This window comes from Paenibacillus sp. J22P169 (genome assembly GCF_059691995.1).
In genome coordinates this window covers 241,716-265,432 of sequence record NZ_JCAUAO010000007.1, presented here as the reverse complement: position 1 = coordinate 265,432, position 23,717 = coordinate 241,716, and the positions used below count along the sequence as shown (strand labels likewise).

The window sequence follows — 23,717 nt, the reverse complement described above, 5'->3', positions numbered from 1 at the left end:
AATATACAAATGTCCACAAATGAAAGCGTAAAAGCCAAAATTATTCAAAAAGCTTGGGAAGATGAAGCCTTCAAACAACAACTTCTATCCAACCCAAAAGCTGCGCTGAAGCAAGCATTTAACATTACACTCCCAGACGACATTAAGGTTAAAGCTGTTGAAGAAACATCGACAGAATTCGTTCTAGTAATCCCTACAAATCCAGCTAAGATATTGGTTACAACCACTGGTGCAGAAGGTATATGGTAGTCATATAAAAAGGTGTCCCGCATCGTAAGCGGAACACCTTTTTTTCTCAATTCACACAGTCACATAGGGAAAACGCATGATAACCTCGGTACCTGAATTTTTTTGACTTTTAAACTCAATATGCCCTTTCATAATTTCAATCAACCTGAATGTGACCATTAAGCCTAACCCTGTTCCCTTCGTTTTCGTCGAATAATAGGGCTCTCCAAGCTTCGCCAGTTGTATCGGCTCGATCCCTTCACCGTTATCCTTGATATGAATAAATACTTCGTCATTTTTCTCATATGCCCAAATATTAATTTGACCATCCACTTGGAACGCTTCGATACTATTCTTGATAATGTTGATTAGAATTTGCTTTAGCTTCGAAGAATTCCCATAGATGTGCAAATCAGACGGTACACTGACGGTAATCCGACCACCATTCATTGTCGCTAAGGGCACAATGATTCCTTCGATTTGACTAATTTCCTTACTCACATTCAACTCCACAATCTCATCCAATTGCGGCTTCGCAAAGGTAAGAAAGTCGGTAATGATCACAGAAGCCCGATCTAGCTCTTCGATCGCAATAGTCATATATTCTTTATTCTTGTCATCCGTTCTAGCTGCAACAAGCTGCAGGAATCCGCGTGTAACCTGAAGTGGATTTCTCACCTCGTGCGCGACAGATGCCGCCAATGAGCTAATCATTTCCATTTTCTCTGACAGCTGAAGCTGATGATTGTAGAATTCAAGTTCCTTGGAATAGTTAGCCATCTGCTCCTGATTAATCGCAAATCGTCTGCCCAGTATGACAATAAGTGCAATTATGAACCCCACTACACCAAATTTCCAAAGGAAAAACTGATACTTTTGGTTATTTGCATAGTAGAGAATAAGATCAAACATCCCCATTAGCGCAAAAATAGCGAAGCCTGAAGAGAAAATAACAGCCTCTCTGTTGCCTTTTATTACAAAAAAGATAGAAAGACCAATAATCGAGATAAATTGGATGATCATTATTGCACCTAGTAGAGTAACCGTGAACAAATAGTAGGCGCCGATAAATTGATAATCATTGAGTTGATTAATTAGGGTCAATACAATACAGAAGGACGAATACACGATTTGAAATTTACGAAAGCGTCGAACCCACTTAAAGTGGCCATTGTCGAATATTTTCTCGAAAAAGTAAGTCAAGGCGGGTAATAAAACGGCCAGAGAAATATCGAATATATCCAGGAATATTATCCCGAATTGAGTGAAATTAGCATACAGAAATGGCGAATAGGTAAGAAAGATCGTACCGAGTGTAAGAATAATTAAGCTCAGAGAAATCCATGTAGCTCGCCCTATTTTATTCAAGTAAAAGGAACAAATAAGCATAATCACTGCTATAAATAGAAAACCAAATCCAAGAATAATATTCTGCAAATCACGGAAAATAAATGTTCGCGTCAAGGCGGAGTAATGGTCTATTCGGATATCCGATTGAATTCCTAAACGATCCATGGACGTTTGAAGCTTTAAATAAACAATGCCTCCGGCATCTTCTGCACTAAGTGGAAACAAACTGCGTTGTTGGTCCGTAAGAAAGTCAAATTTAACCTCATGCAGGAGTCGATCGCCTATATACACCGATAGTTGTTGTGCATAGATACGATCAATATACATGCCATAGTCCTTAGGCAACTCTTTCGGAAGTTGGATGCGAACCCATGCTGTAGAAACCTCATCTGGTTTATCTGGCATCTCAGCTTCACTCTCGATTGTCATCCATTGATCTTCACGTGGAGAAGCGATAATGTCCTGGATCTTATCATTGGGACTTCCCCAAAGTAAACCCCAGTTTGGAATCGCTTTCATACCTTCAGGTTGCTCCGCGAAAGCATGATTAGCCATAAATACTAGGCCAATAACGATAACTAACCATGTTTTCCATCGTAATTGATGTCTTTGAAGCAATTGTTGCATGTATTCACCTTCCCCCAAGATGCCTGTAAGTAATTTACATTAAATGAATTCGACGGGGTTATGTGCTTTCCTTCTTACCAAAGTAAACATTCTATAAACAAAATGAAACGCTCGCCCCACTCCAGTTGGGCAAACGCTCCTTAATGATCTGTGAACCAAAAGGTTTGTGCCGGTAAGGTTTCGGTGATAAGCTGGCCCCGGCTAGCTACATTACAGCATGGGGGTTGCCCAAACTTTTACAATCTACATGGTGTTGTGCGGGTGAACACGGAAATGGTCATTAAACGATACAAACAGGGAACTGGTTTGAAGCTTTGATTTGATTGGTTGTGGTTTTGTCGGCAGGAGAGGCTGCTGCTGGTACTGCTGGTACTGCTGGTACTGCTGCTGCTGTGTTGCTGCTTGCCCCCTCTCGGGCTGGATTAACTGGAAAAACTACATCTTTTTTTTTGAATAATAGGGAAATGTAGACAATAGATGGAAAAACTACATCTAATTCTTCCCCTTCTGCCACTTTCATGGGAGTAGCGAGATATTAACTGTAGTTTTTACAGTTAATTCAAATAAAGAGCGATATTTCAAGAAATTAACTACATAATTTCCAGTTATTCTACTCAAGCGTGCTGCTAGTTGTTGGGGTTAGCGGGTGTGTTCAGGTTCAGGTTCAGGTTCAGGTTCTCCCCTCCAAGTGACCATTGAACGCACCTGCCACCTCAATCTCAAAAAAACCATTCCCAAGAAGTTCTCTCTCCTTGGGAATGGCTCTTTTCATCTTTCCGTTCTTACATCTCATCAACGCTCTGCTCTACAGCTTCAAGCGATACATCGCTTTGTTCTCCAACCCGCGGATCATCGGCGTCCAGGGCTCGGACTCCGGTGTGATAAGCAGCGTGTCCTCGACCATTTGCAGCTTCGCATCCATCGAGTCGATGTAATGAAGGGCTACAGCTTCCGGAAGCTGCGGCAGTACAGGACTTCCCCACTCCGGCAAGTTGTGGTGGGACAAGACAATATGCTGCAACCCAATGACGAGGTCCGATTGGAGATCAACGCCATGGTGCAGAGCAGCCTCTGTAATCCAATTGGACGCCATGGAGATGTGACCCAACAGCTTCCCTTGCACGCTATAGTCTGACACGATACCAAGCTGTGCAATCATTTCCTCTGGCTTCGCGATATCATGAAGGATAATGCCCGCTTTGATCAGGTCCGCATTGAGAAATGGCCGCTGCTTGCAAATAAACTCCCCGAGCTCCAGCATCCGCACGATATGATAGGCAAGTCCCGCGAAATACGCATGGTGATGCGTTTTGGCCGCTGGGTAATGGTCTAGTTTGTCTTGCACCTTCGCCACACAGAACGAGACGATCGACTGAATCGTTGGATTCGTAATACTTGCTAAAACATGGTTGATTGTATGAATGAGATCCGCTGGACTGATCGGTGCAGAGCGGATAAAATCAGTGATTTGCACGCCATCTTCCGGCAGCGCTTTACGAATTTTCCCAATCTTCACTTGCAAGCGTTCGCGGTACATTTGAACGAGCCCCTGCACCTTTACTAAGGTCATTGGGAAAAAGGTCTCTTTATCCGCAATGCTGACGTCCCACATTTTTGCGGAAACCTGTCCGCTCGCATCACAGAGTACAATATCCATGAAATCTTTGGCAGGTGTTGTGTTCGTCTGTTTAATTTCCAACTCTTTAATTAAGTAAAAGCCCGTGAATTCATCTGGTGCTTGTAAATGTTTAATTAATGTCATGTATGTGCCTCCAATAATCAATAGGAACATTATACTACGAAATACACCCAATTGATTAGTGGCCTGCCTAGAAATTTATACCGTATCCCTCCCCGCATCCGTTTCCATGTCTATTCCCGCTTCTGCTCGGCCTGAATGGATTATTCTGTTGGTTGTGCGCTTTCGTTCTTTCCTATAATGAAGCGTTTGCAGCCATATATCCATTATTGATAGGAACGAGCGCTGAAGGAGATAGGTTGGATTCGAAAAGCTCGTTTTCCTCTGCTAGGCTTGTCTAATTGCCAAGCAACAAAAGCACCTCGGGGATCCTGCCATCGCAGGAATCGGAATGCTTTTGACCAATAACCAATCACATGACATACTCACGAAAAACTTCATTTAGATACACATACTTACTCTCTGGATATTTAAACCCAAGAAAGAAGCCAGAGAAATCAATGTGGACAGAGACTAATCTCCGACTTGTTACCTTACTCCGTATCAAACGCTTTAACAGTGCCTCATTCTGCGTATTGATCGCCTTCACTATTAGCGCCGCGTAATAGGGATTGCAAATAATCTCCTTATATAGCGGAATGACAGCCTTCGCGATCGCGCGATTTATCGTGGCGCTGAATGTGAACTGCACTTGCCCTGGACGAATGGTGGTCCCATTGGTGATTACAAGAAGCGGCTTCGGCAGCGGAAAATCAACGAACCACCCTACGCCATTGGATGCTAAGGCCGATAAAGGTTCTGAGCCGATGACCGAACGCAACAGCTTGTTCATGCGAGCAATATCAGTCTCCCGCACAGCCGTCGCCCACTGGACGGAAAAAGTACGGCTGCTCGCTAGCTTACGATAGAATGGCAGCATTACCTTAGCAACCTTGCGAATGGCGTACACTCGTTGTTTGATTGGCCTTGCTGCCTGTAAGCTAGCCTTCGAAGTTAACTGCCGTTTTCGATTAATCCCCATAAATGCCACACTCCCCAAACTCCGTTTATAGAGTAGACTATTGCTTATACGCGGAGATGGTGTGGGCTTGGGATGAAACGTTGGAAACTAAAAAATCTGCCATCCTCCAATGGAGAATCGACAGATTTTCGTTTTTCTACTGCATGACTACCTGATCATACCAATGAACTCAGCCTCTACAATCGCCTAACAATGACCTCGTCTCCAGCCTTGTTCCACTCCCAGTTATAACCTAACACTTCTGCGAGCTTGGCCCAGCTTACAAGTACAAAATTGTTCAGCACATGGACGTCTGCCGATTCAATGGTTCCGGAACTACCCTTGGATGTGTATAGGATCCGTTTGTTTTCTTCATCGTATGTTGCATCACCAAGGCCTATCTTCTCGAAGGTTTGAGTAAGCGGCACCCACGGGATGCCTCCGATGACAATTGGCTTGATTCCGTTGTAAGTGAGGGCCTGGCCTTCCAGACTGATTCGGATAAAAGGCAGATGATGAGCGATCTTATTGCCTTTCAGCAGCGTAATCCTCCCACTATTCAACTCCGCTTTCTCCCCCTCAGACAGATGAGCAATTTTGTCCTTCGCGACTTGACCTTTCAGCTTGATGTGATACTTACGCTCCATCCGCTCATGAAGTCGAGCTATTTCCTCTGGCGTTGTCGACTTCAAGCTTCTTCCTTGCATTTGCGCCATGAGCACACCAATAGACTCCCCAGCCATCGCCCCGTTCGGCTGAATTCTTGCGCTTCCATAGGCCACAGCTGATGCCCCAACCAGCTTCCCAGTTGTTATCACGTTATCGTAGTCGTGAAGCAAATAGCTTCGCAGCGGAATCCCATATTTATCCGGCCGCCCGATAGCTAACCCCTCCCGATTGGAGCGCGAGCCTTGAATGTCCATGAAATAACCGCCGATGCTCACGTTATCCCAGAACATACGGCCGCTCATTAAATCCGACGCCTGCAGGACATATTCGGTTGGGTAGTGGTTAAACTCTCGAACGTACAGATCGTTCGGCTCTCCACCTAATTCCAACTGCTCGAAGCCCACCATATGATTACGTAGATGATCCCGTATGAAGGGCATTTCTGCTTGGGCCAGCTGCATGCCACGTTCGATCGTTTCCTTCTGGCTCGGATCGATGCCATATACCTGAAGTGCGTTAATGATAATTTCTCCGTTACCCTGATTTAGGATATTTAAGCCACGTAAATTGAGTTCGCCCTTGTTGCGCAGTTCATAAGCCGATACGATTGGCGGAAACCCATAAGCGATGTGTGAATTCACGTAACTTTCTGGTCCGTATTTATGCGCTCGCTCTACTTTATTCATTGCCCAAAAATGTGATTGAAACTTGTCCCAGTCGACTCCCCTAAATTTCATCATATACGTACCGCTCATATATTCGCGTTCCTTGTTCCCGTATAGCGCTTCCAATCCTGGAAGCGGCTCCACATCAAGCTTGCGGATCAAGGCGGCATCATCCGAATTATCTACAACATAGGAGGGCTTCACCATTCGCCTTTTCCCATCACCGTCTAGATAGGTAAGAGAATCAACCTTATTCCCGGTCATGCTCAAGTCTTCAAGCACAACATTTTTCTCAAGTGGAATGCCCTCAATTAGCTTATGAAAATAATGAGCAAAATCTGTTTTGGTGCGAATACTTCCCTTCGTATACTGCTGAAACAACTCCTTCATGCCCCCTTGCATGAGCTGGTTGCCTTCATCATCGTAGGTTCCATCAAGATAGAGCATTTCCCCTTGGATGAGTTGTCCGCCTAATCTGCCTTTCGTTTCGAGGATTAATACGCCGAGGCCTTCCTGCTTCGCCTTTTGTGCGAGGTACATCCCTTCAAGCTCTGTTCCCATCACAACGACATCAGGCCGAAAAGTCGATTGCGTATGCAGCGTGAATCCCCCATCACTATCTCGGTGCAATCCGAAGTATCCTAACACTCCGCCAACCGTTGCAACAATTATAAGAACGCCTAAGAACACTGTTGATTTCATATTACGCTTAAACCAATTTTTCAATATTCATCACCTGCTGCATCGAATTCGTGCTTCCCTTATTGTATGCATAAAGAAGAAAAAAACCAACAAAAATGTCAACTGAAAAGCTTCAGGAATATGGGTAACTAAAATGACAAAAAGGGTTAATCGATTTCACTAATGAAATCGACTAACCCTTTTTTGGTTATTACCCCAGCGGTCATTGGCAGCTCATTCTCCCAAGCCAACTCCACCTTGAAGCAAACGCATGATAGTCTCCTGTAACAATTCGGGCTCATTCGCGTAATTGTAAATGCCAAGAAAGGCTTGCGATGCATCGGGATGACTTCCGATCAATTGATTTACCATCGATTGTTCAATTGTGACGGGTGTATTCTTCGTCATTTGGCATGCCAATTGGTAACGAGACATCATTTTTGACTCCATTGCGGTCTGGTATTTATCAGCCATTTCGCTCCAGCTTGTTTCCCAGTCGACCGTTTCGGATAAAATGCCCCGCAATAAGCGCGCTCCGTAGATCGCATCATGCATACCTTGCCCAACCGCAGGATCCTTGAACGAAACACTATCCCCAACAAGAGCCCATCCCTTACCCATGCCTTGAAACCAATCATTATCATAGCCAAGCAGCCCTTTAATCGGCTCATCTAATGAGGCTTCTCTCAGCCTCTCCGGGAAAGTAGTATTACTGAAACCTATATCTACTAGCTCGCGTATGCCTGCTTCTGGATGATTCCGAAATTTCTCGCTCCATTCCTTATTTACTAAAGGAAACATAATCCCAATCACGACGAGATTATCACTTGTCGGAAACACAATCCCTATATTATCCTTGATTTTATAGAATTCAACACAGGGCTCACCTTCTTGGCGAAAATTAGAAAAGTAACCCACATACGAGGCGAAATCAGTAGGAACAGCCATTTTCCTTTCACTGTTCACCAATCTGCGCAAAGTAGAGTTGCGGCCGTCGGCACCGACAACCAACTTGGCAGTAAACTGTTCGGTTGTGCCATCGCGTTTTATACCAGCAATCCCCGACACGGTATCATTCTCATAAAGTAATTCGGTTACTCGAAATCCCTCTACTGCTGTAACGAGCTCCTGATTACATGCGTGCTCGAACAGAATTTGATCCAAATGCTTGCGCCGCACACATAGACAGTGGGTTTCGCCGTCTACCTCAGGAAAAATCCCATCAACAACCATTTCGTCCATTTGAATATAAGCTCGGTTGTACATCGGAGTGCCCGTCTGGACCAATTTCTCCAATACCCCCATCTCTCGGAGCATAGCTACCGAATTGTTAAAAAAATTATGCGTAGACAGGATATCACTTGGAAAGGTACTGCGATCCACGAGCAGCACCTCATACCCGGCTTTCGCTAGTTCATAAGCTAGCGTTGAACCGGCAATTCGCGCTCCGATTATAATAACATCATAGTTTTTTGCTGACATTTATTTCCTCCTTCATTCTGAATGCTATCAGCTTATCAGAAGGGAAGGAGAGAGCCATCCAACGAACGATATATACGATGGTTATATCTTTTACTCAAAGCAACCGATGTTGATTGGCCTTCTGAATAGCTTGCGTCCTGCCGTTTACTTGCAACTTACTGTAAACACGATGGAGATGAAGCTTCACTGTACCTTCAGCCAGCACTAACTTTTCAGCTATCGCTTTGTTGGACAATCCCTCCACGATGAGTTGGAGCACCTCTTTTTCACGAACAGTCAGCATAAACACAGAGGATTCCACCTCATTGTTTCTTCGTTCAGCTTGCCATTTCTCAGAGGAAAGGGATTGAACGACTTGAAGGTAGTGAAGGGAAACCCCAGTTGCTTGCAATTCTGCCATATATTTAAGCTTCCGCACATCCGCATACTGTTTCAGCAGATGTTCTAAATCTATATCGATAAATGTACGTAGGTAACCTTCCCGCTCACCCAATAGAAGTGCATGATGTAAGTGAAGCATACTAGTATGCGGGTTATTCATTTTATCATGTATCAGTGATAGTACTAAGTGAACTTCCAGTTCTGTCATGATTCGACCGGAGATTTTCGATTTCTTTAAGAGTTGTTCACACCAAGTAAGCGCTTCTGCCCAGCATTTTTTCACCAATAAAACCTGGATATAGATTAGAAGCTCAAAGTCTTGATCTCCAATAATCTCATTCTGTCTGCTCCATGGCGACGTTAGCATCCAGTGATCTACGGCCTCCATCTCTCCCATCTCAAGTTGACAGCGAGTCAGAAAAGCATTCAGTAAACCATGCCAATGCGAGCTATGATGATGGGTCAACTTAAGATGATCCAACGCTTCGTAAATAATGGCTATCGCCTCTTCTTTGTCCTCTCTTTCCCAAAAAATTTTCGACTGAATGATGACAGCGGGAACATAAGCCCCGATGACATGATTCCGTTTTGCGAGGCGAATAGCATCCTCAGCTAAATGTAAAGACACCGTTAACTGGTTACGTTCATAACATACCTCACAAAGGGCCGCCCGCTGATAGGCCGTAAAAGGATATTCATGGAACCCATTCTTATCAATAAATTCACCATAAAATCGGTGATAGCGTTCTGCCTTCTTGATTCGGCCACTAAAACCATAATAGCTTCGGATGAGTGGAATTGTCCCGTCATTCAGCTCCATGCCTAAACCAAATAGCATCGGCAATCCTTCAATATTGGGGAGATTCTCATCGACATACATCTCCTCCAATAGGGAATAGCATTGCTTGAAATCACCAAGAAGCATCGCTTGAAAGTTTTTAACAACCTTCATATCTTCCCGGATGGCAATATAAAGAGAGTCGTCTACATGATTGGGTACATTGAGCCCCTTTTGCAAAGTTGCCATGTGCTTATCCATTTGCTCTTTGTGACCCATGAACAGTTCCGTCCATATTTGAATAATCAGTAACGCGGGACGTTCTCGGATCGCAACAGGCAATTGAAGTAACCAACGATGCAATGTGGTTAATTCCCTTCTTTTTAACAGCTCCGTCGCAATCGTTAGAATGAGCGCACATGCTTTATCAAACGCACCGGCAGCCATAGCATGTTCAATGGCTTCACCCAAATAGCTGTGCTTTTCAAACCATTCGCTTGCCGCTAAGTGCAAAGCAATGATTATTTCAGGATGCTGCTGCTTTAGGCGGCAACGTAAGAAATCAGCAAATAAGTGATGGTAACGGAACCATTTACCTTCTGCGTCCAAAGGAATGACAAACAAGTTGGATTTCTCCATTTCTTGCAGTCGCCCCCTGTGAGCAGGTTCATCAGTCAACTCGGCGCAAAGTTCCGCATTCATCCTCTCCAATAGAGATGTTTTTAATAAAAACGAACGAATTTCCTCCGGTAAGTGGTCAAAAACTTCTTCCATTAAGTAATCAACTACATATCGATGGTCGCCTTTAAATTGGTGCAGGGCATCCTGTTGACCCGATAAATGGGATAAAACAGCTAGTTGGATACCAGCAACCCACCCTTCCGTGCGATCAGACAACAGTTGAAGTGATAACTCGTCAGGCAAGCCCCCTGTTTGCCGAAGCCAAAAATCCGCTATTTCCTGTTCCTTAAATCTTAATTCCGAGAGGCTGATTTCATTGAGTTGCCCTTTAACGCGTAATTGACCCAGAGCGATTGGAGGTTGTTTACGACTGAGTAAACACAAGTGTATTTGAGGAGGCATACGCTCAATAAAAAAAGCAACCAAACGATGAACCTCTTCCGATTCAATCAGATGATAATCGTCAAGTACAAGTAGGATTGGATGCGGGATTTTAAATAAATCGTTGAGTAGCCATGAAATCATTTGTTCTGGTGAAAAAGACATCGTCTTCAGTAAAGAAAACGATTTATGACCAGCTGCAGGGCAAATCTTATTAATTGCAACCATGACATACGTCCAAAATCGAAGCAAGTCATTTTCGCCCTGATCCAACGAGACCCACGCCACTGGTATTTCTCCTGTTAATGACCAATGACTAACCATCGTCGTCTTTCCAAATCCAGGTGGGGAAGTGACTACCGTCACTTTACAATGCATCGCCCTAGACATCTTCTCCATCAAGTGTTCTCTGGTAACCAGATAAGAGGGTTGATGCGGAATATACAATTTTGTGGTAAGCAAAGGATAGTCATCAAATAAAGGTTTGCTAAATTCATCATTCGGTTTCTGACCAAGCACAACCTAGTCCTCCTTTTTGCAAATACCCATCCATACGATTTATCCAGAATTATACTGCCTCTCATCATACCACTTAGCAGGATAAATGAGCATTATTTTCACGCTCTAGTTCACCGGAATTTATCATTCTCCAGGCTTGTTCTTCCTTACGCATATCCACATACATAATTATCTTATGCTTCTTCCAATTCACCACATATCCCCCGCACACTTGAATATATTTAATAACAAGCTTTATTTCCCTATGTCTGAATAGCGTTCTGCTTATCATAAACGCCAAGGAGGTGTCCCCATGACAGAGCCCTTATTTATCGTTTCCAAAGAGGATTGGTCACTCCACCGCAAAGGATACCAAGATCAAACCAGACATCAAGAGAAGGTCAAAGAAGCCATTAAACAGAACCTTCCAGATTTGGTGACAGATGAAAGCATTGTGATGTCCAATGGTAAACAAGTCGTGAAGGTACCGATAAAAAGCTTGGACGAATACCGCTTCCGCTATAATTTCAACAAAGGCAAGCATGTTGGTCAAGGCGACGGCGATTCGCAGGTTGGGGATGTACTGGGAACAGACCCGCAGCCTGCACAAGGTCCTGGTAAGGGCGAGGGTGCGGGCGATCAGGCCGGCGAGGATTACTACGAAGCCGAAGTGAGCATGGAAGAGCTGCAAGCGATGCTTTTCTCCGAGCTGGAACTGCCGAATTTACAGCAAAAAGAGAAACGGAATATGACTACCACGGAAGTTATTTTCAACGATATTCGTAAAAAAGGGATCATGTCCAACATTGATAAGAAACGGACGATCCTTGAAAATATGCGCCGAAATTCACGAGGCAGCTCGCCGGGTATTCATCATATTTCACCGGACGATCTGCGTTTCAAAACGTGGGAAGAAATCGAGAAACCGCATTCCAATGCGCTTATTATCGCGATGATGGATACCTCTGGATCCATGGGCTCATTCGAGAAGTACATAGCTCGCAGCTTCTTTTTCTGGATGACCCGCTTCTTGCGCACGAAATATGAGAACGTGGAAATTGTGTTCATCGCCCATCATACAGAGGCTAAAGAGGTTACGGAGGAAGAGTTCTTCACCAAAGGCGAAAGCGGGGGCACGATCTGCTCCTCAGCCTACCAAACAGCCATTGATATTATTGATAAAAGGTACCCCCCTTCTCAATTCAATATTTATCCCTTCCATTTCTCAGATGGCGATAATTTAACCTCAGATAACGAACGCTGTGTGAAGCTGATCACGCAATTAATGGAACGCTCGAACATGTTCGGCTACGGGGAAGTGAATCAATATAACCGCAGCTCTACACTGATGTCTGCCTTCCGCCATATTAATAACCCCAAATTCTTGCATTATGTCATCCGTGAAAAAGGTGAAGTGTACAAAGCTTTGAAAACCTTTTTTACCAAAAAGGAAGGAGTGCCTGCACAGTGAGTAAATCCGAAATCCAAAAGCTGGAATATGCCATTGATGAAATTACGGAGATCGCGAAGGGCTTTGGGCTCGACTTCTTTCCGATGCGGTACGAAATCTGTCCGGCAGAAATCATCTACACCTTCGGTGCCTATGGTATGCCGACACGTTATAGTCACTGGAGCTTTGGCAAAAACTTTCATCGTATGAAGACCCAGTACGACTTTGGACTCAGTAAAATTTACGAATTGGTCATCAACTCCGACCCCTGCTATGCCTTCCTTTTGGACGGAAACTCCTTGATTCAAAATAAACTGATCGTCGCGCACGTGTTGGCACACTGCGACTTCTTCAAAAATAACGCCCGCTTCTCCAAAACGAATCGCAATATGGTCGAAAGCATGTCGGCAACGGCCGAACGCATCCGCCAATATGAAATTGAGCACGGAATCGATGAAGTTGAACAATTCATAGATGCCGTACTTGCCATCCAAGAGCACATTGACCCTGTATTAACGCTAACGTATGGCCAGACTCGGAAACGCCAAGAAAATAACAAAGCTGCTACACCAACGGTTCGAGGCGAAGCCACATACGGATATGAGGATTTATGGGACTTAGATAGCCGAAATAAACCTTTGGTTTCACTGGATAAAGAAGATACGAAGCGTTTTCCGCCGAAGCCGGAGAAGGACCTTCTTCTTTTTATCGAAGAAAATGCCCCTTACATGGAAGAATGGCAACGCGATATCTTGACCATGCTGCGCGATGAAATGCTCTACTTCTGGCCGCAGCTCGAAACCAAAATCATGAACGAAGGCTGGGCTTCGTACTGGCATCAACACATCCTGCGTGAATTGGATTTGACCGAGGAAGAGACGATTGAGTACTCCAAGTTGAACTCCTCCGTCGTCGTTCCCTCTCGCCATTCTTTGAATCCTTATTATCTGGGTGTCAAAATATTTGAGGACATCGAAAAGCACTGGGATGCCCCGACGGATGAGGAAATCCGCAGATTCGGACGGACGGCTGGGCAAGGCAGGAAGAAGATCTTCGAAGTACGTGAATATGAATCTGATACCTCGTTTATCCGCAACTATCTGAATAAAAACCTGGTTGAAGAATTAGACCTATACGTGTTTGAGAAGAAGGGACCTGAGTGGAAGATCACGGATAAAACGTGGGAAAATACGCGCGATCAGCTTATTTATTCCAGGGTGAATGGCGGTTTCCCCTACATCGTTGTCGAGGATGGGGACTATCAGCGCAATGGCGAGTTGTATTTGAGGCACGCTTTTGAGGGCGTTGAGCTGGATCTGAAGTATGTGGAGCGCACGCTTCCGTACATTTATAAGCTGTGGGGTAAGACCATTCATATGCATACAGTTGTGGAAGATAAGCCGGTGTTGTTTAGCTTTGATGGGAAGAAGCATCATCGACGGTTCTTGTGAGAAAAAGAGGGTGCCCCAAAAGCCATGAAAATGGCGAGGGGCACCCTCTTTGGTTGTTTGCTTGCTGTAACGGTGAATTTCACGCTTACGGCGGGACACGCCGATTAAACTCATGCTGCAATTGGTGTTTCCAATCGCTCAGCCTACTCCCACTTAAACGTGAACGTAGCCACGATGAACGATACGACCAACCAAATGGCCAGCATCAACCCTTCCTGCCACAGATCCCCGATGCCTGCGCCCACATTCATAACCTGCCGAATGGCCGTGCTGAGCTGGGTAATCGGGATTGATTTCACGATCGGCTGCAAGAACTCCGGCATGCTGGAAACGGAGAAGAACACGCCGCCTAAGAACATCAACGGGAATGAGATCAGGCCGGAAATCGGACCGGCACTCTCCGGTGTTTTGGCCACGCCAGCGATGATGAAACCGATGGACATGAACGTCAAGGTACCCATGACGATAAACAGCAGAAGCAGCCACCACGAGCCATTCACCTGTGTCCCGAAAATCAAAGCGCCTACAAGCAGGACGATCAAAGCTTGTGCCGTGTTCATCACCAAGCGCGCGGTAATTTGTGCGGCGATGAATGTGGATGCCTTCAGCGGTGTACTTTGCATCCGTCGCAACACACCTCGCTCACGCCAGGAAGCAATTTGCCCCGAGACGCCGTTTAAGTTGTTGGTCATGATCATCATCGCCAAAATGCCTGGCACAAGGAAATCAATATAACGGAGCTGCAAAGCCTGCACGCCCACCGGCTCGATTTTAACAACTGGGATGTAGTTAGAGATTTGTTTGGAAACACCATCCGCCACTTGACTAATGGTTTGCAGACCAATCTGCGCACTCTGTTGGTTCGTCTGATCATAATAAACCTGAAGGAAGCTTGCCTTTGTGCTGTCAGCCCCTTTCAGAGCTACCGCCTGCCCGTAATTCTTCTGAATAATAACAACAAGCTTCTGATCCCCATGCTTCAGCTGCTCTAACGACTTATCCATGTCATCCGTAGACTTAAGCTTCAGAATACTGTTCGTTTGAAGTGCCTCTACCATGATCCTAGATTCCGCACTCTGATCCTGGTCAATGACAACGCCGTCTACGATAATATCATTCCCCTTACCTAGAAAGGAGCCGAGCATAATCATGAAGAACAGCGGCATGAACAAGGTGAATACGAGCACTTGTCGGTTACGTACAAAAAAACGAAGCTGACTTAACGTTAATTGGATATAGGCATTCATTCTTCTTTCAAGCTCCTTCCGGTCATGGAAATAAACACATCTTCCAACGTTGCCGTACGTGTCTGTAAGTCTGCCAATTGCCAGCGACCACCCGCGCTTTTCTCAATCAGGTCGATTAACGATTCCTGCAGCTTATCTGTGTAGAGGACGAATACGTCCTTCCGTACGTCGATTCCCTTAACTTCACGGACTTCGTGTAGCTCCTGAAGGACGGATGCTTTGTCCGTTTCTGCCAAGTCTTGCAGCCTGAACTCAATCGCACTGTCCGATTGCAAGCTGCTTACCAGATTACGCGGCGTATCCAATGCGACGACCTTCCCTTGATCCATTAAACAAATCCGATCACAAAGTACGTGCGCTTCTTCCATATAATGCGTGGACAATACAATCGTCTTGCCTCGCTCCTTCAGCTTCAGAATAATCTCCCACAATGTTCGTCTTGCTGTCGGATCCAGCCCTGTTGTCGGCTCATCCAAGAAGATAACCTTAGGATCATTCAGAAGTGCAAGCCCAATGGCGAGTCTCTGCTTTTGCCCACCAGACAAATGCTTGACACGGCCGTTCCTTTTATCCGTCAACGTCATATCTTCTAACAATGGCTTAATCGGAATCGAGCTCGGATAGAAGCTGGCATACATGCGCATAATTTCCTCAACCGTCAACAACTCGAACAGCGAAGTTGATTGCAATTGAACGCCGATGACTTCCTTGACCTTGCCCAAATCCTTCTGCGTATCAAATCCAGCTACTATAGCACGGCCGCCATCAGGCTTCCGCAGCCCTTCGATCATCTCCATCGTGGTCGTTTTCCCAGCGCCATTAGGACCGAGCAATCCGAATACCTCGCCTTGATAGACCTGAAAATTAACGCCTCGCACGGCCTGGAAGGATCCATAATTTTTAATTAAACCATCCGCTTCAATAACAATGTGTGAAGAATCCATAATGCTTTCCCCCTCCGCTTCCAAATTTTCGTAACTCAACCTATCATATAACAAATGAAAGCACAGTTACACTTTCTCATCTAGGGGATCTGCTAGAGAACATGGCATGAAATATCTACTGACAGAACTAGTGGAAATCCGACACCGTCAATCGACGAACTTATTGAGAAAGGTATGATAATCTTAATATCTACTTAATAAAAAATCAGAAGGAGATGTGTTGTAGTGAGAATGAACATTTTATTTAATAAGAAGCCGATTTCCGTTAATTTCGTCGGCACGGATCATAAGTTAATTCCTTCTTTGATCAACGCACTTCGACATAACAAGTTCACTACCATGAATTTAGTTAATTCGTTAGAGCGTGTAGATTTATTTAGCTCAGAAGCGATTTTATATGCCAAAGATGGGAATAAGGCCCGTATACCAATTTTTTAATCTTTGTCGTACATAGATGTTTCGAAACCAACGCCTCCGAATGGTAGATTCATTCGGAGGTTTTTTTTCGTAGACAACTAGAATAACTAGGCATATCTTCCCTGCTCTTTTCATAGACTAATAGAAACAAGACCATTACAGCTGGGATGGAGAACGCTATGTACCTTATCCGCCTTTTCAAAGCACATGCTGCTCAGCTACTAATCTATCTACTTATCGTAATCATCAGCTTCGTATGGACCTTAATTTGGGGGCTTCACACCACCACTCAACCGCCTCCTCCAAAGACAACTGCCGCGTATAGCATCAAACCTGCAACAAATGGTGTCCTACTCCACGTTATACAAACTTCACCCGAGAACATAGGGCTCAAAGCAATAAAGGCCAATGTGACCGAACGAGCGGACAATGGGATTAATGGCGGTTTTTTCTGGCAGGGGTATTTGCTGAGCATCGCTGTGACCAATGATCTGCCTGTGAAAGGCCAACCTGGTGATTACGGCTCGGGCTGGTACAATACGGATCGGAAACGAGGGACGCTCGTGTGGGATGAGAAGGCACAAACCTTTACCGTCCAAGTTGTCGAAAATGCAAGTGAACTCAAGGTAATGGATCGCACGCGATATTGGGCGCAGGGAGGCGTAAGCATGGGGCTGACGAATCCATTTGGCTGGGCCGAGCAAGCGATTTCAGAAGAAATGCCAGTCATTAACGAGAAGCGCATGCGCTCTGGCATCGTGTATGATCGAATGAACAACGTGTATCTCGTTGTAGCGCCTACCCCTTGTACGGGGGATGAGTTCCGAACAGCGGTACAGGAGCAAGTAGGGGAGAATCAGCTGGTCGACGGGCTATTTCTCGACGGAGATGGTTCCTCTCAGCTGAAGGTTGCGAATTTCTTATTGCCGGGCGATCACCGCGAGGTGTATCAAATGATTGCTTTATTGCAATAAGCGGAGGGAGGTCGCCGTATCCGGCACTAGACGGGTTGCGCAGACCTCTTTGGATGAGTAAAATCCTTGCTAACTGTAAAATATCCAGCTATTTTCGAATATGAACAACCAAATGATAGATGAGATGGAAAAAGTACATCCATTTCACAGCTATCTTCCGTTTTCATCGTTTCAGCTAATGATTAACTGTATTTATTACAGTTATTAGGAGGAAAACGGCATTTCGGGCGAATTTAACTGCATGTAATCCAGTTATTTCGCAAATCGGAAGTTCAAAAAGAGGAAACCCCGTGCAAACGGGCGTTTCCTCTTTGGAATTCCACTGTATGTCTTCGATATGTCCTCGCAAATCTAGAATGTTACGTTATCCGGATCCGGACCGATACGCTTATTCGCATTCATCGCATCAATCAAAGCCATATCCTCCGCACTCAGTTCAAAATCGAAAATGTCCGCATTCTCCCGAATACGATGCTCAGTTACCGACTTCGGAATCGTCACGACGCCATGCTGAATGTCCCAGCGCAGCACGATTTGTGCAGCCGATTTCCCGTATTTAGCAGCGAGCTGCGCCAATTCAGGCTGATCCAGTTTACCCTGCATAAGCGGGCTCCACGCTTCTAATTGAATGCCCCGTTCACGTGTGAACGTGAGCAGCTCCTTTTGCGAAAGCTCCGGATGATACTCCACTTGATTAACCGCAGGAATAACACCTGTATCTTCGATCACGTGCTCTAAATGAGAGATTTGAAAATTGCTCACGCCAATCGCACGAACGTGCCCCTCTTTGTAAAGGTGGACGAGCGCTTTCCAAGTCTCGCGATACGTTGCGGACACGGCCCAGTGGACCAAGTACAGATCAATCGTCTCCAAACCAAGCCGTTTGCGGCTTGCTTCAAATGCTTGCAGCGTAGACTCATAGCCCTGATCAGCGTTCCACACTTTCGTGGTTACGAAAATATCCTCACGCGGCACACCGCTTTGGCGCAATCCTTGACCAACGCCTTCTTCGTTGCGATATACAGCAGCTGTATCAATGCTTCGATAGCCTAATTGCAATGCAGTTTGAACCGCTCCAATGACTTCTTGACCTTCTTTGCTTTTATAAACACCGAGACCCAGCCAAGGCATATGTACACCATTGTTGAGCGTAACACCTGCTGTTAATGCTTGATTCGCTTGCGTTGACAATGTTAACAACCTCCATCGGAATAAGATTAGAATGAGCGCATCTTTACCGTGTAGCTCATATTAATCATACCACTGAAGTCGGATATTACATAATTGTACGGACACCACACATCCGTATCCAATACATCCAGCACATCCCCAACCCAACTACTTAGCTTTGATGCTCGTGTATTAAGTCCATTTTCAGCTGCCACAAGGCTGAGCTCAAATTGACACGATATACCTCAGGATTCAGCATCCGCAGATATTGCGGCCAAACGGTCTGCATTTGCTCCGCGTGGTAGTCACGAATGTTATCCAAAGTAGGAAGATCATAGACCAACTTGCCGCCTTCGAAAATGGGTTTCAACAGCGGAATCGCCTCATAATCCTCGATATATTTGAACAGATACGGATGGATGGGGTCGAATAGCTTAATTCGCTGCCCTTCCCGAATATCAACCTCATCCTGCAGAGCCAAATAGTCGGCTTCTGCTTTGCCCGTCGCTTTGTTCATAATCCGGTAGGCTTCCTTGAATCCCGGATTCGACACCTTCTCCGGGTTGCCCGAAATCTTAATGACCGGCACGAACGCGCCGTCCTTCTCACGGGCAACAAGCTTATACACGCCGCCGAGCGCAGGCTGGTCGGCCGCTGTAATCAGCTGGGTGCCAATGCCCCAGCTGTCGATCTTAGCCCCCTGGGCTTTCAGCCCGGCGATGATGTGCTCATCCAAGTCATTGGATGCCACAATCTTCACCTCCGGAAAGCCCGCCTCATCCAGCATGCGCCGCGCCTGCTGGGACAGATACGCCAAATCGCCGCTGTCGAGGCGAATGGCGTTCAAGCGCTTGCCGCGGCTCGCGAGCAGCCGTGCCGTAGCAATAGCATTCGGCACGCCGCTGCGCAGCGTATCGTAGGTGTCCACGAGCAGCGTCACCAGCTCGGGCAGGGCCTCGGCATACGCACGGAAGGCTTCCTCTTCCGTGTCGTGGGCCTGCACCCACGCGTGTGCGTGGGTGCCTTTGGTCGGGATGCCGAAAAGCATCCCGGCTCGCAGGTTCGATGTCGCGTGAAACCCCGCGATATAGGCTGCTCTTGCGCCCCAAATGGCGGCGTCAGCTTCTTGGGCGCGGCGTGTGCCGAACTCCAGTAGCACATCGTGCGGAGCAACGCCTTTCATACGCGAGGCTTTCGTCGCAATGAGCGTCTGGAAGTTCACGAAGTTGAGAATCGCCGTCTCCACGAGCTGCGCTTCGAAAATACTGCCGATGACACGAACCAACGGCACATTCGGAAATACAAGCGTGCCCTCGGGGATGGCTTGTATATCGCCCTTGAACGTAAAAGCACGCAGCGCGTCGAGGAATTCTTCCTTATAGTTCTCCTCTTGCTCACGCAAATAAGCGATTTCCTCCTCACCGAAATGCAGGCATTGTACATAATGAATCACCCGCTCCAATCCAGCGAAGACCGCATATCCCCCGTCAAAAGGCAGCTTGCGGAAATACACTTCGAACACAGCTCTCTCCGTATGTGTCCCTTGTAACCAGTGGGCGTACATCATATTAATTTGGTATTTATCCGTGTGCAGTGTTAAGTTATTCATCGCATCCATGGCGTGCCATTTCATCGGATTCATCCTTTCCATCGCGCATTAGCTCATCCAATGCCTCATCAGTTAATTTTTCCAATCACGAACAACCTTAGCCCCTAGTGTATATTCAAAATGCCGTAATGCCCAGTCATGACCTTGCACATCAAAGCTAGCAACCGCATCTTCATGAATAATGAGGGAGAAACCTTTATTATACGCATCCACCGCCGTATGTAAGACACAAATGTCGGTACACACCCCCGCCAGATGTAGCTCCTGAATGCCTCTAGCTCTAAGCTGCAGCTCAAGATCTGTCCCGCAGAAAGCACTGTATCTCGTTTTGTCCATCCAATAGATGTCTGCGCTATGAGCTTCATGCACTTCTTTTAAACAACCATAAAGCTCTCTCCCCGCCGTATCACGTATATTGTGAGGTGGGAACAAGGCTGTCTCAGGATGAAAGGGATCTCCTTCTTCATGCAAATCAACAGCCATCACGACAAAATCCTTTCCTGTAAGAAAGCTATCGGTTAACTCACAAATCCGGGATTCAATGGCGACAGCAGGGTCCCCGCATGGCAGCTTTCCTACTACGAAATCAACTGTATAATCAATGAGAATAAAGGCTTTCATGTTCATCAACTCCTTATATTGTATATCTAATATTATTAGAACGACTTTATCAATTAACAAAAAGAGAAGCCTTACTGTAAACCGACAGCTAAGGCACTTGATCAGAAAATTAGCCGCTCATTTAATAATGTCATTTCGATAAGTTCATTATGACATAATTAATTTCAGTTTTCAATGGGCACTTGCGAGATTATTGTGAATCCGGGTACAGATTGGCATAATTAATGAGGATTGTCATAAACCCAAGTGCAACGAATGAGAAAAACGCCAAAAAAGATAAATGGAAAACATTAGGGAATACGATAAATACGGTGCCGGTGGCGACACAAACCCAGTTCTGCCACATATGCTTCCCAGATTTCCCTAAAGCTAGCATAGAACTTACGAATTGCAGACTTCCGAACAGTGCACAGGTGAAAAGCGCATTCGTTACATCTCCAAACCCAAACACCCAAGGCGTTAACAGAAACCAGAGTCCCATGAGCGCTGACAAACTATTTTTGAGATACATACCGATCACACCTCCTAAATGCGGGATGTTACAGTATATGCAAACGCTTTCAGATTCGTGTTATATGAAAAAGCCCTCGGTTCACCGAAATCGGCAACCGAAGGCTTAGCCTTACTCATGATCCATTTTTTTTCACGATTATTGTTCGATATGAAGTCCTGTGGAAACGTTGGTCACATCAGCTTTTAGAATATCCGTTACGAATTTAACGGGAACATACAGGGAATCGTTCAGAATAACCGGAGCCGCTCCTAGCGAAACTGGCGTCATTTTGGCAAAGAAATAGCTATCTTTCCCCACACTCACACTCGTCCACTGCGCACCTTTTGATAGTTCAGCAGCATAAGTATCTTGATTCCATTTCACACTGTAGCCAAGACCTTCTGCTACTTTACGGAAAGGCACAAGCAAGACACCCTCTGCATTCACGACAACATCGCTTGTTACCAGATCCAACTTCACCTTATCGGAACCAGGCAACGGCGTAGGATTCGGCTTAATGCTTACATTTTCAGGCAAGCTGAAGCGGAATTCTGGACTTCCAGCTACACCAGCTGCGATTGAATATTTCGGGAACACCACAACCGCTTCACCTTTTTCTACATAAAAGCCTTGCTCCGTGCTGATTCCCTTAAATTGATCTTTAAAGAAATATTGCGGATTCTCGTTAATCTTGGCAATAACACCTGCATCAATCGTTGCCTTGTAGTCCGCGCCAAGCAGATCCTGCAGCGTTACACGCTGAGCCGCTGCCGCATTCAACACATTATACGTATCCACTCTCGGCATTCCTGTGCCACCCGTTTGTCCGTACGTAGTAACTGTAAGGGAAACAACACCGGAAGGATTACCTGTGCCATCCGATTTCAATGTGTAGATAATCGTTAGCTCATACGGGCGGTATGTATATCCTTTTTCTTTGGCTGCTGCAGCAGCCTCCGCAGCCTCCTTTTCCCAGCTCGCTAAATCTTTGTTCGCATGTGAGAGAATAATATCATTCAGTTCATCCTGGTATCTCGTATCCAACATGCCTGTCAGCTGAGGAACTTTGATGTTGGTCGTTAAATCTGTGCTTTTGGACGTAAGCACCACTTCTTTGATGACGACTGGTGCAGCCGTAGTTGCAGAAATGGCTACAACGGTATCTGCTGAAGCAACGCTCGCAACTGGTAATACAGAAGCACTTACACCTACAAGCACTGCGCAACCAACAACACCCATTTTTAACATGTTCCACGGATTTTTTTTCATTTCCTATTCACTCCTTCTGAGTTATCGTGTTTTTGTCTCTTGTTCTAACCTTCACGATAACTAGACGCACCAGCTTTCGGAAAAGTCTGACAGACACAATTTGTTCACAATTGAAAATTAAGCAAGACGGAATGTGCCAACTACTTGATTCAGATCCGTGGCAATGCCGGCTAGATTTTTGGCTGAGGCTGTGATTTCTTCGGCAGACGCGAGTTGCTCCTCAGTCACTGCTGCGACGGACTGCGCTGTACCTGAAGTTTGCTGTGCAACGAAACCTACATGAGCTACTGTCGCTGCTACTTCTTCCGAGCTTGCTGCCATCTGCTCCGCTGCTGCCGCTGTTTCTTGAATTTTGCTGCTCAGAGCTGGCGAATAGCTGCTGAGAGGAGGCCGCAACGCTTGTCGAGGCTAGCTGCATTTGTTCCACAGAATGACGTAGATGATTGACCATTTGATTGACAGCCCCAACGAGCAGGCCAATTTCATCTTTATTTTTAACAATAATCGGCTCGACGGTTAGATCCCACTCGCAATTCGATTCAATGCTAATGAAGCTTTGCGTACAGGTACCGAAATAATTCTAACTAGCACGTAGCAGGTTGCGATCATGAATAAGATCATTACGGTCAATACAGTTACCGACATGGTTACACTTTCTCGATACACTTTTTGACTATCTTCCTCAGCTAGCAGTCCCCCTTGTTGATTATAGGTAACCATATCTGACATTGTCTTTTGCGCCTTCGCCCAATGCAGTTGACATGGCTTGGAGACTATCTTGCGCTGCTTTACTCGTTGGGTCATTAGCATATTGCTTATTTGCTAGAAACGCTTTTTTGAAGCCATCTCAATGCGAACGGTCAGTTGCATGTCCAAATCCCCCCTATAAAATGTCTAATTCCGAAGACTTTGTGTATACGTCTTTCCTCTGTTGGATATATCATAGATTGAA

At 45.6% G+C, this 23,717-nt stretch carries 21 protein-coding genes; 5 read left to right on the top strand and 16 right to left on the bottom strand.

Annotated features, from left to right (window positions below; genetic code table 11):
- Positions 1 to 9: 9 nt before the first annotated feature.
- A complete protein-coding gene (locus AC58QG_RS27080; protein WP_497365202.1) occupies positions 10 to 249 on the top strand; it encodes an NHLP leader peptide family RiPP precursor in 240 nt (79 codons plus the stop codon).
- Between the two features lie 51 nt (positions 250 to 300).
- Here AC58QG_RS27080 and AC58QG_RS27075 read toward each other — a convergent pair whose 3' ends face one another.
- The 7 genes from AC58QG_RS27075 to AC58QG_RS27045 form a co-directional block, all read right to left on the bottom strand.
- Positions 301 to 2,205 carry an ATP-binding protein gene (locus tag AC58QG_RS27075; RefSeq protein WP_497365201.1) on the bottom strand — a complete coding sequence of 635 codons (1,905 nt, stop codon included), beginning with the start codon at positions 2,203 to 2,205 and terminating at the stop codon, positions 301 to 303.
- A gap of 280 nt (positions 2,206 to 2,485) precedes the next feature.
- Entirely contained in the window at positions 2,486 to 2,725 is a 240-nt protein-coding gene (locus AC58QG_RS27070; RefSeq protein WP_497365200.1) for a hypothetical protein, read from the bottom strand.
- A 285-nt stretch (positions 2,726 to 3,010) separates the two neighbouring features.
- The gene (locus tag AC58QG_RS27065) at positions 3,011 to 3,967 is read right to left on the bottom strand and encodes a 3'-5' exoribonuclease YhaM family protein (protein ID WP_497365199.1); all 957 of its coding nucleotides are present in this window, start codon (positions 3,965 to 3,967) and stop codon (positions 3,011 to 3,013) included.
- Between the two features lie 349 nt (positions 3,968 to 4,316).
- Positions 4,317 to 4,925, bottom strand: a complete 609-nt coding sequence (locus AC58QG_RS27060) for a hypothetical protein (RefSeq protein ID WP_497365198.1) — start codon at positions 4,923 to 4,925, stop codon at positions 4,317 to 4,319.
- A gap of 176 nt (positions 4,926 to 5,101) precedes the next feature.
- Positions 5,102 to 6,940, bottom strand: coding sequence for an FAD-dependent oxidoreductase (locus tag AC58QG_RS27055; protein ID WP_497365197.1), 1,839 nt, complete (start codon positions 6,938 to 6,940; stop codon positions 5,102 to 5,104).
- A gap of 213 nt (positions 6,941 to 7,153) precedes the next feature.
- Complete coding sequence (locus AC58QG_RS27050; protein WP_497365196.1) at positions 7,154 to 8,401, bottom strand: NAD(P)/FAD-dependent oxidoreductase; 1,248 nt, start codon at positions 8,399 to 8,401, stop codon at positions 7,154 to 7,156.
- A 94-nt stretch (positions 8,402 to 8,495) separates the two neighbouring features.
- Positions 8,496 to 11,141 carry a winged helix-turn-helix domain-containing protein gene (locus tag AC58QG_RS27045; RefSeq protein ID WP_497365195.1) on the bottom strand — a complete coding sequence of 882 codons (2,646 nt, stop codon included), beginning with the start codon at positions 11,139 to 11,141 and terminating at the stop codon, positions 8,496 to 8,498.
- A gap of 292 nt (positions 11,142 to 11,433) precedes the next feature.
- On the opposite strand from AC58QG_RS27045, the gene yhbH reads away from it, so the two are divergent.
- Together yhbH and AC58QG_RS27035 are read left to right on the top strand one after the other, a co-directional pair.
- Positions 11,434 to 12,591: a sporulation protein YhbH gene (yhbH, locus tag AC58QG_RS27040; RefSeq protein WP_497365194.1), complete on the top strand. Its 1,158-nt coding sequence runs from the start codon at positions 11,434 to 11,436 to the stop codon at positions 12,589 to 12,591.
- Entirely contained in the window at positions 12,588 to 14,021 is a 1,434-nt protein-coding gene (locus AC58QG_RS27035; protein ID WP_497365193.1) for a SpoVR family protein, read from the top strand. Before yhbH ends, AC58QG_RS27035 begins: the two co-directional genes overlap by 4 nt.
- Before the next feature lie 143 nt (positions 14,022 to 14,164).
- On the opposite strand, the gene AC58QG_RS27030 is transcribed toward AC58QG_RS27035, so the two are convergent.
- Both AC58QG_RS27030 and AC58QG_RS27025 read right to left on the bottom strand, forming a co-directional pair.
- On the bottom strand, positions 14,165 to 15,268 hold the full coding sequence (locus AC58QG_RS27030) for an ABC transporter permease (protein ID WP_497365192.1): 1,104 nt from the start codon (positions 15,266 to 15,268) through the stop codon (positions 14,165 to 14,167).
- A complete protein-coding gene (locus AC58QG_RS27025; RefSeq protein ID WP_497365191.1) occupies positions 15,265 to 16,212 on the bottom strand; it encodes an ABC transporter ATP-binding protein in 948 nt (315 codons plus the stop codon). The genes AC58QG_RS27030 and AC58QG_RS27025 overlap by 4 nt, the downstream gene beginning before the upstream one ends.
- A 225-nt stretch (positions 16,213 to 16,437) precedes the next feature.
- Between AC58QG_RS27025 and AC58QG_RS27020 the strand changes: the two genes are divergently transcribed.
- Positions 16,438 to 16,650, top strand: coding sequence for a hypothetical protein (locus AC58QG_RS27020; protein ID WP_173111184.1), 213 nt, complete (start codon positions 16,438 to 16,440; stop codon positions 16,648 to 16,650).
- A gap of 158 nt (positions 16,651 to 16,808) precedes the next feature.
- On the top strand, positions 16,809 to 17,603 hold the full coding sequence (locus AC58QG_RS27015; RefSeq protein ID WP_497365190.1) for a hypothetical protein: 795 nt from the start codon (positions 16,809 to 16,811) through the stop codon (positions 17,601 to 17,603).
- 351 nt (positions 17,604 to 17,954) lie between these two features.
- Here AC58QG_RS27015 and AC58QG_RS27010 read toward each other — a convergent pair whose 3' ends face one another.
- The 7 genes from AC58QG_RS27010 to AC58QG_RS26980 form a co-directional block, all read right to left on the bottom strand.
- Positions 17,955 to 18,734, bottom strand: coding sequence for an aldo/keto reductase (locus AC58QG_RS27010; protein WP_497365290.1), 780 nt, complete (start codon positions 18,732 to 18,734; stop codon positions 17,955 to 17,957).
- Between the two features lie 211 nt (positions 18,735 to 18,945).
- Positions 18,946 to 20,415: a nicotinate phosphoribosyltransferase gene (locus AC58QG_RS27005; protein WP_497365189.1), complete on the bottom strand. Its 1,470-nt coding sequence runs from the start codon at positions 20,413 to 20,415 to the stop codon at positions 18,946 to 18,948.
- Positions 20,416 to 20,454: 39 nt separating this feature from the next.
- Entirely contained in the window at positions 20,455 to 21,003 is a 549-nt protein-coding gene (locus tag AC58QG_RS27000; protein WP_497365188.1) for a cysteine hydrolase family protein, read from the bottom strand.
- Between the two features lie 190 nt (positions 21,004 to 21,193).
- Positions 21,194 to 21,514 (bottom strand): SPW repeat domain-containing protein, encoded by a 321-nt coding sequence (locus tag AC58QG_RS26995; RefSeq protein ID WP_497365187.1) that lies wholly within the window; start codon positions 21,512 to 21,514, stop codon positions 21,194 to 21,196.
- A gap of 138 nt (positions 21,515 to 21,652) precedes the next feature.
- Positions 21,653 to 22,765 (bottom strand): stalk domain-containing protein, encoded by a 1,113-nt coding sequence (locus tag AC58QG_RS26990; protein ID WP_497365186.1) that lies wholly within the window; start codon positions 22,763 to 22,765, stop codon positions 21,653 to 21,655.
- Between the two features lie 117 nt (positions 22,766 to 22,882).
- Positions 22,883 to 23,161 carry a hypothetical protein gene (locus tag AC58QG_RS26985; protein WP_497365185.1) on the bottom strand — a complete coding sequence of 93 codons (279 nt, stop codon included), beginning with the start codon at positions 23,159 to 23,161 and terminating at the stop codon, positions 22,883 to 22,885.
- Between the two features lie 120 nt (positions 23,162 to 23,281).
- On the bottom strand, positions 23,282 to 23,569 hold the full coding sequence (locus AC58QG_RS26980; protein WP_497365184.1) for a hypothetical protein: 288 nt from the start codon (positions 23,567 to 23,569) through the stop codon (positions 23,282 to 23,284).
- Between the last annotated feature and the right edge of the window lie 148 nt (positions 23,570 to 23,717).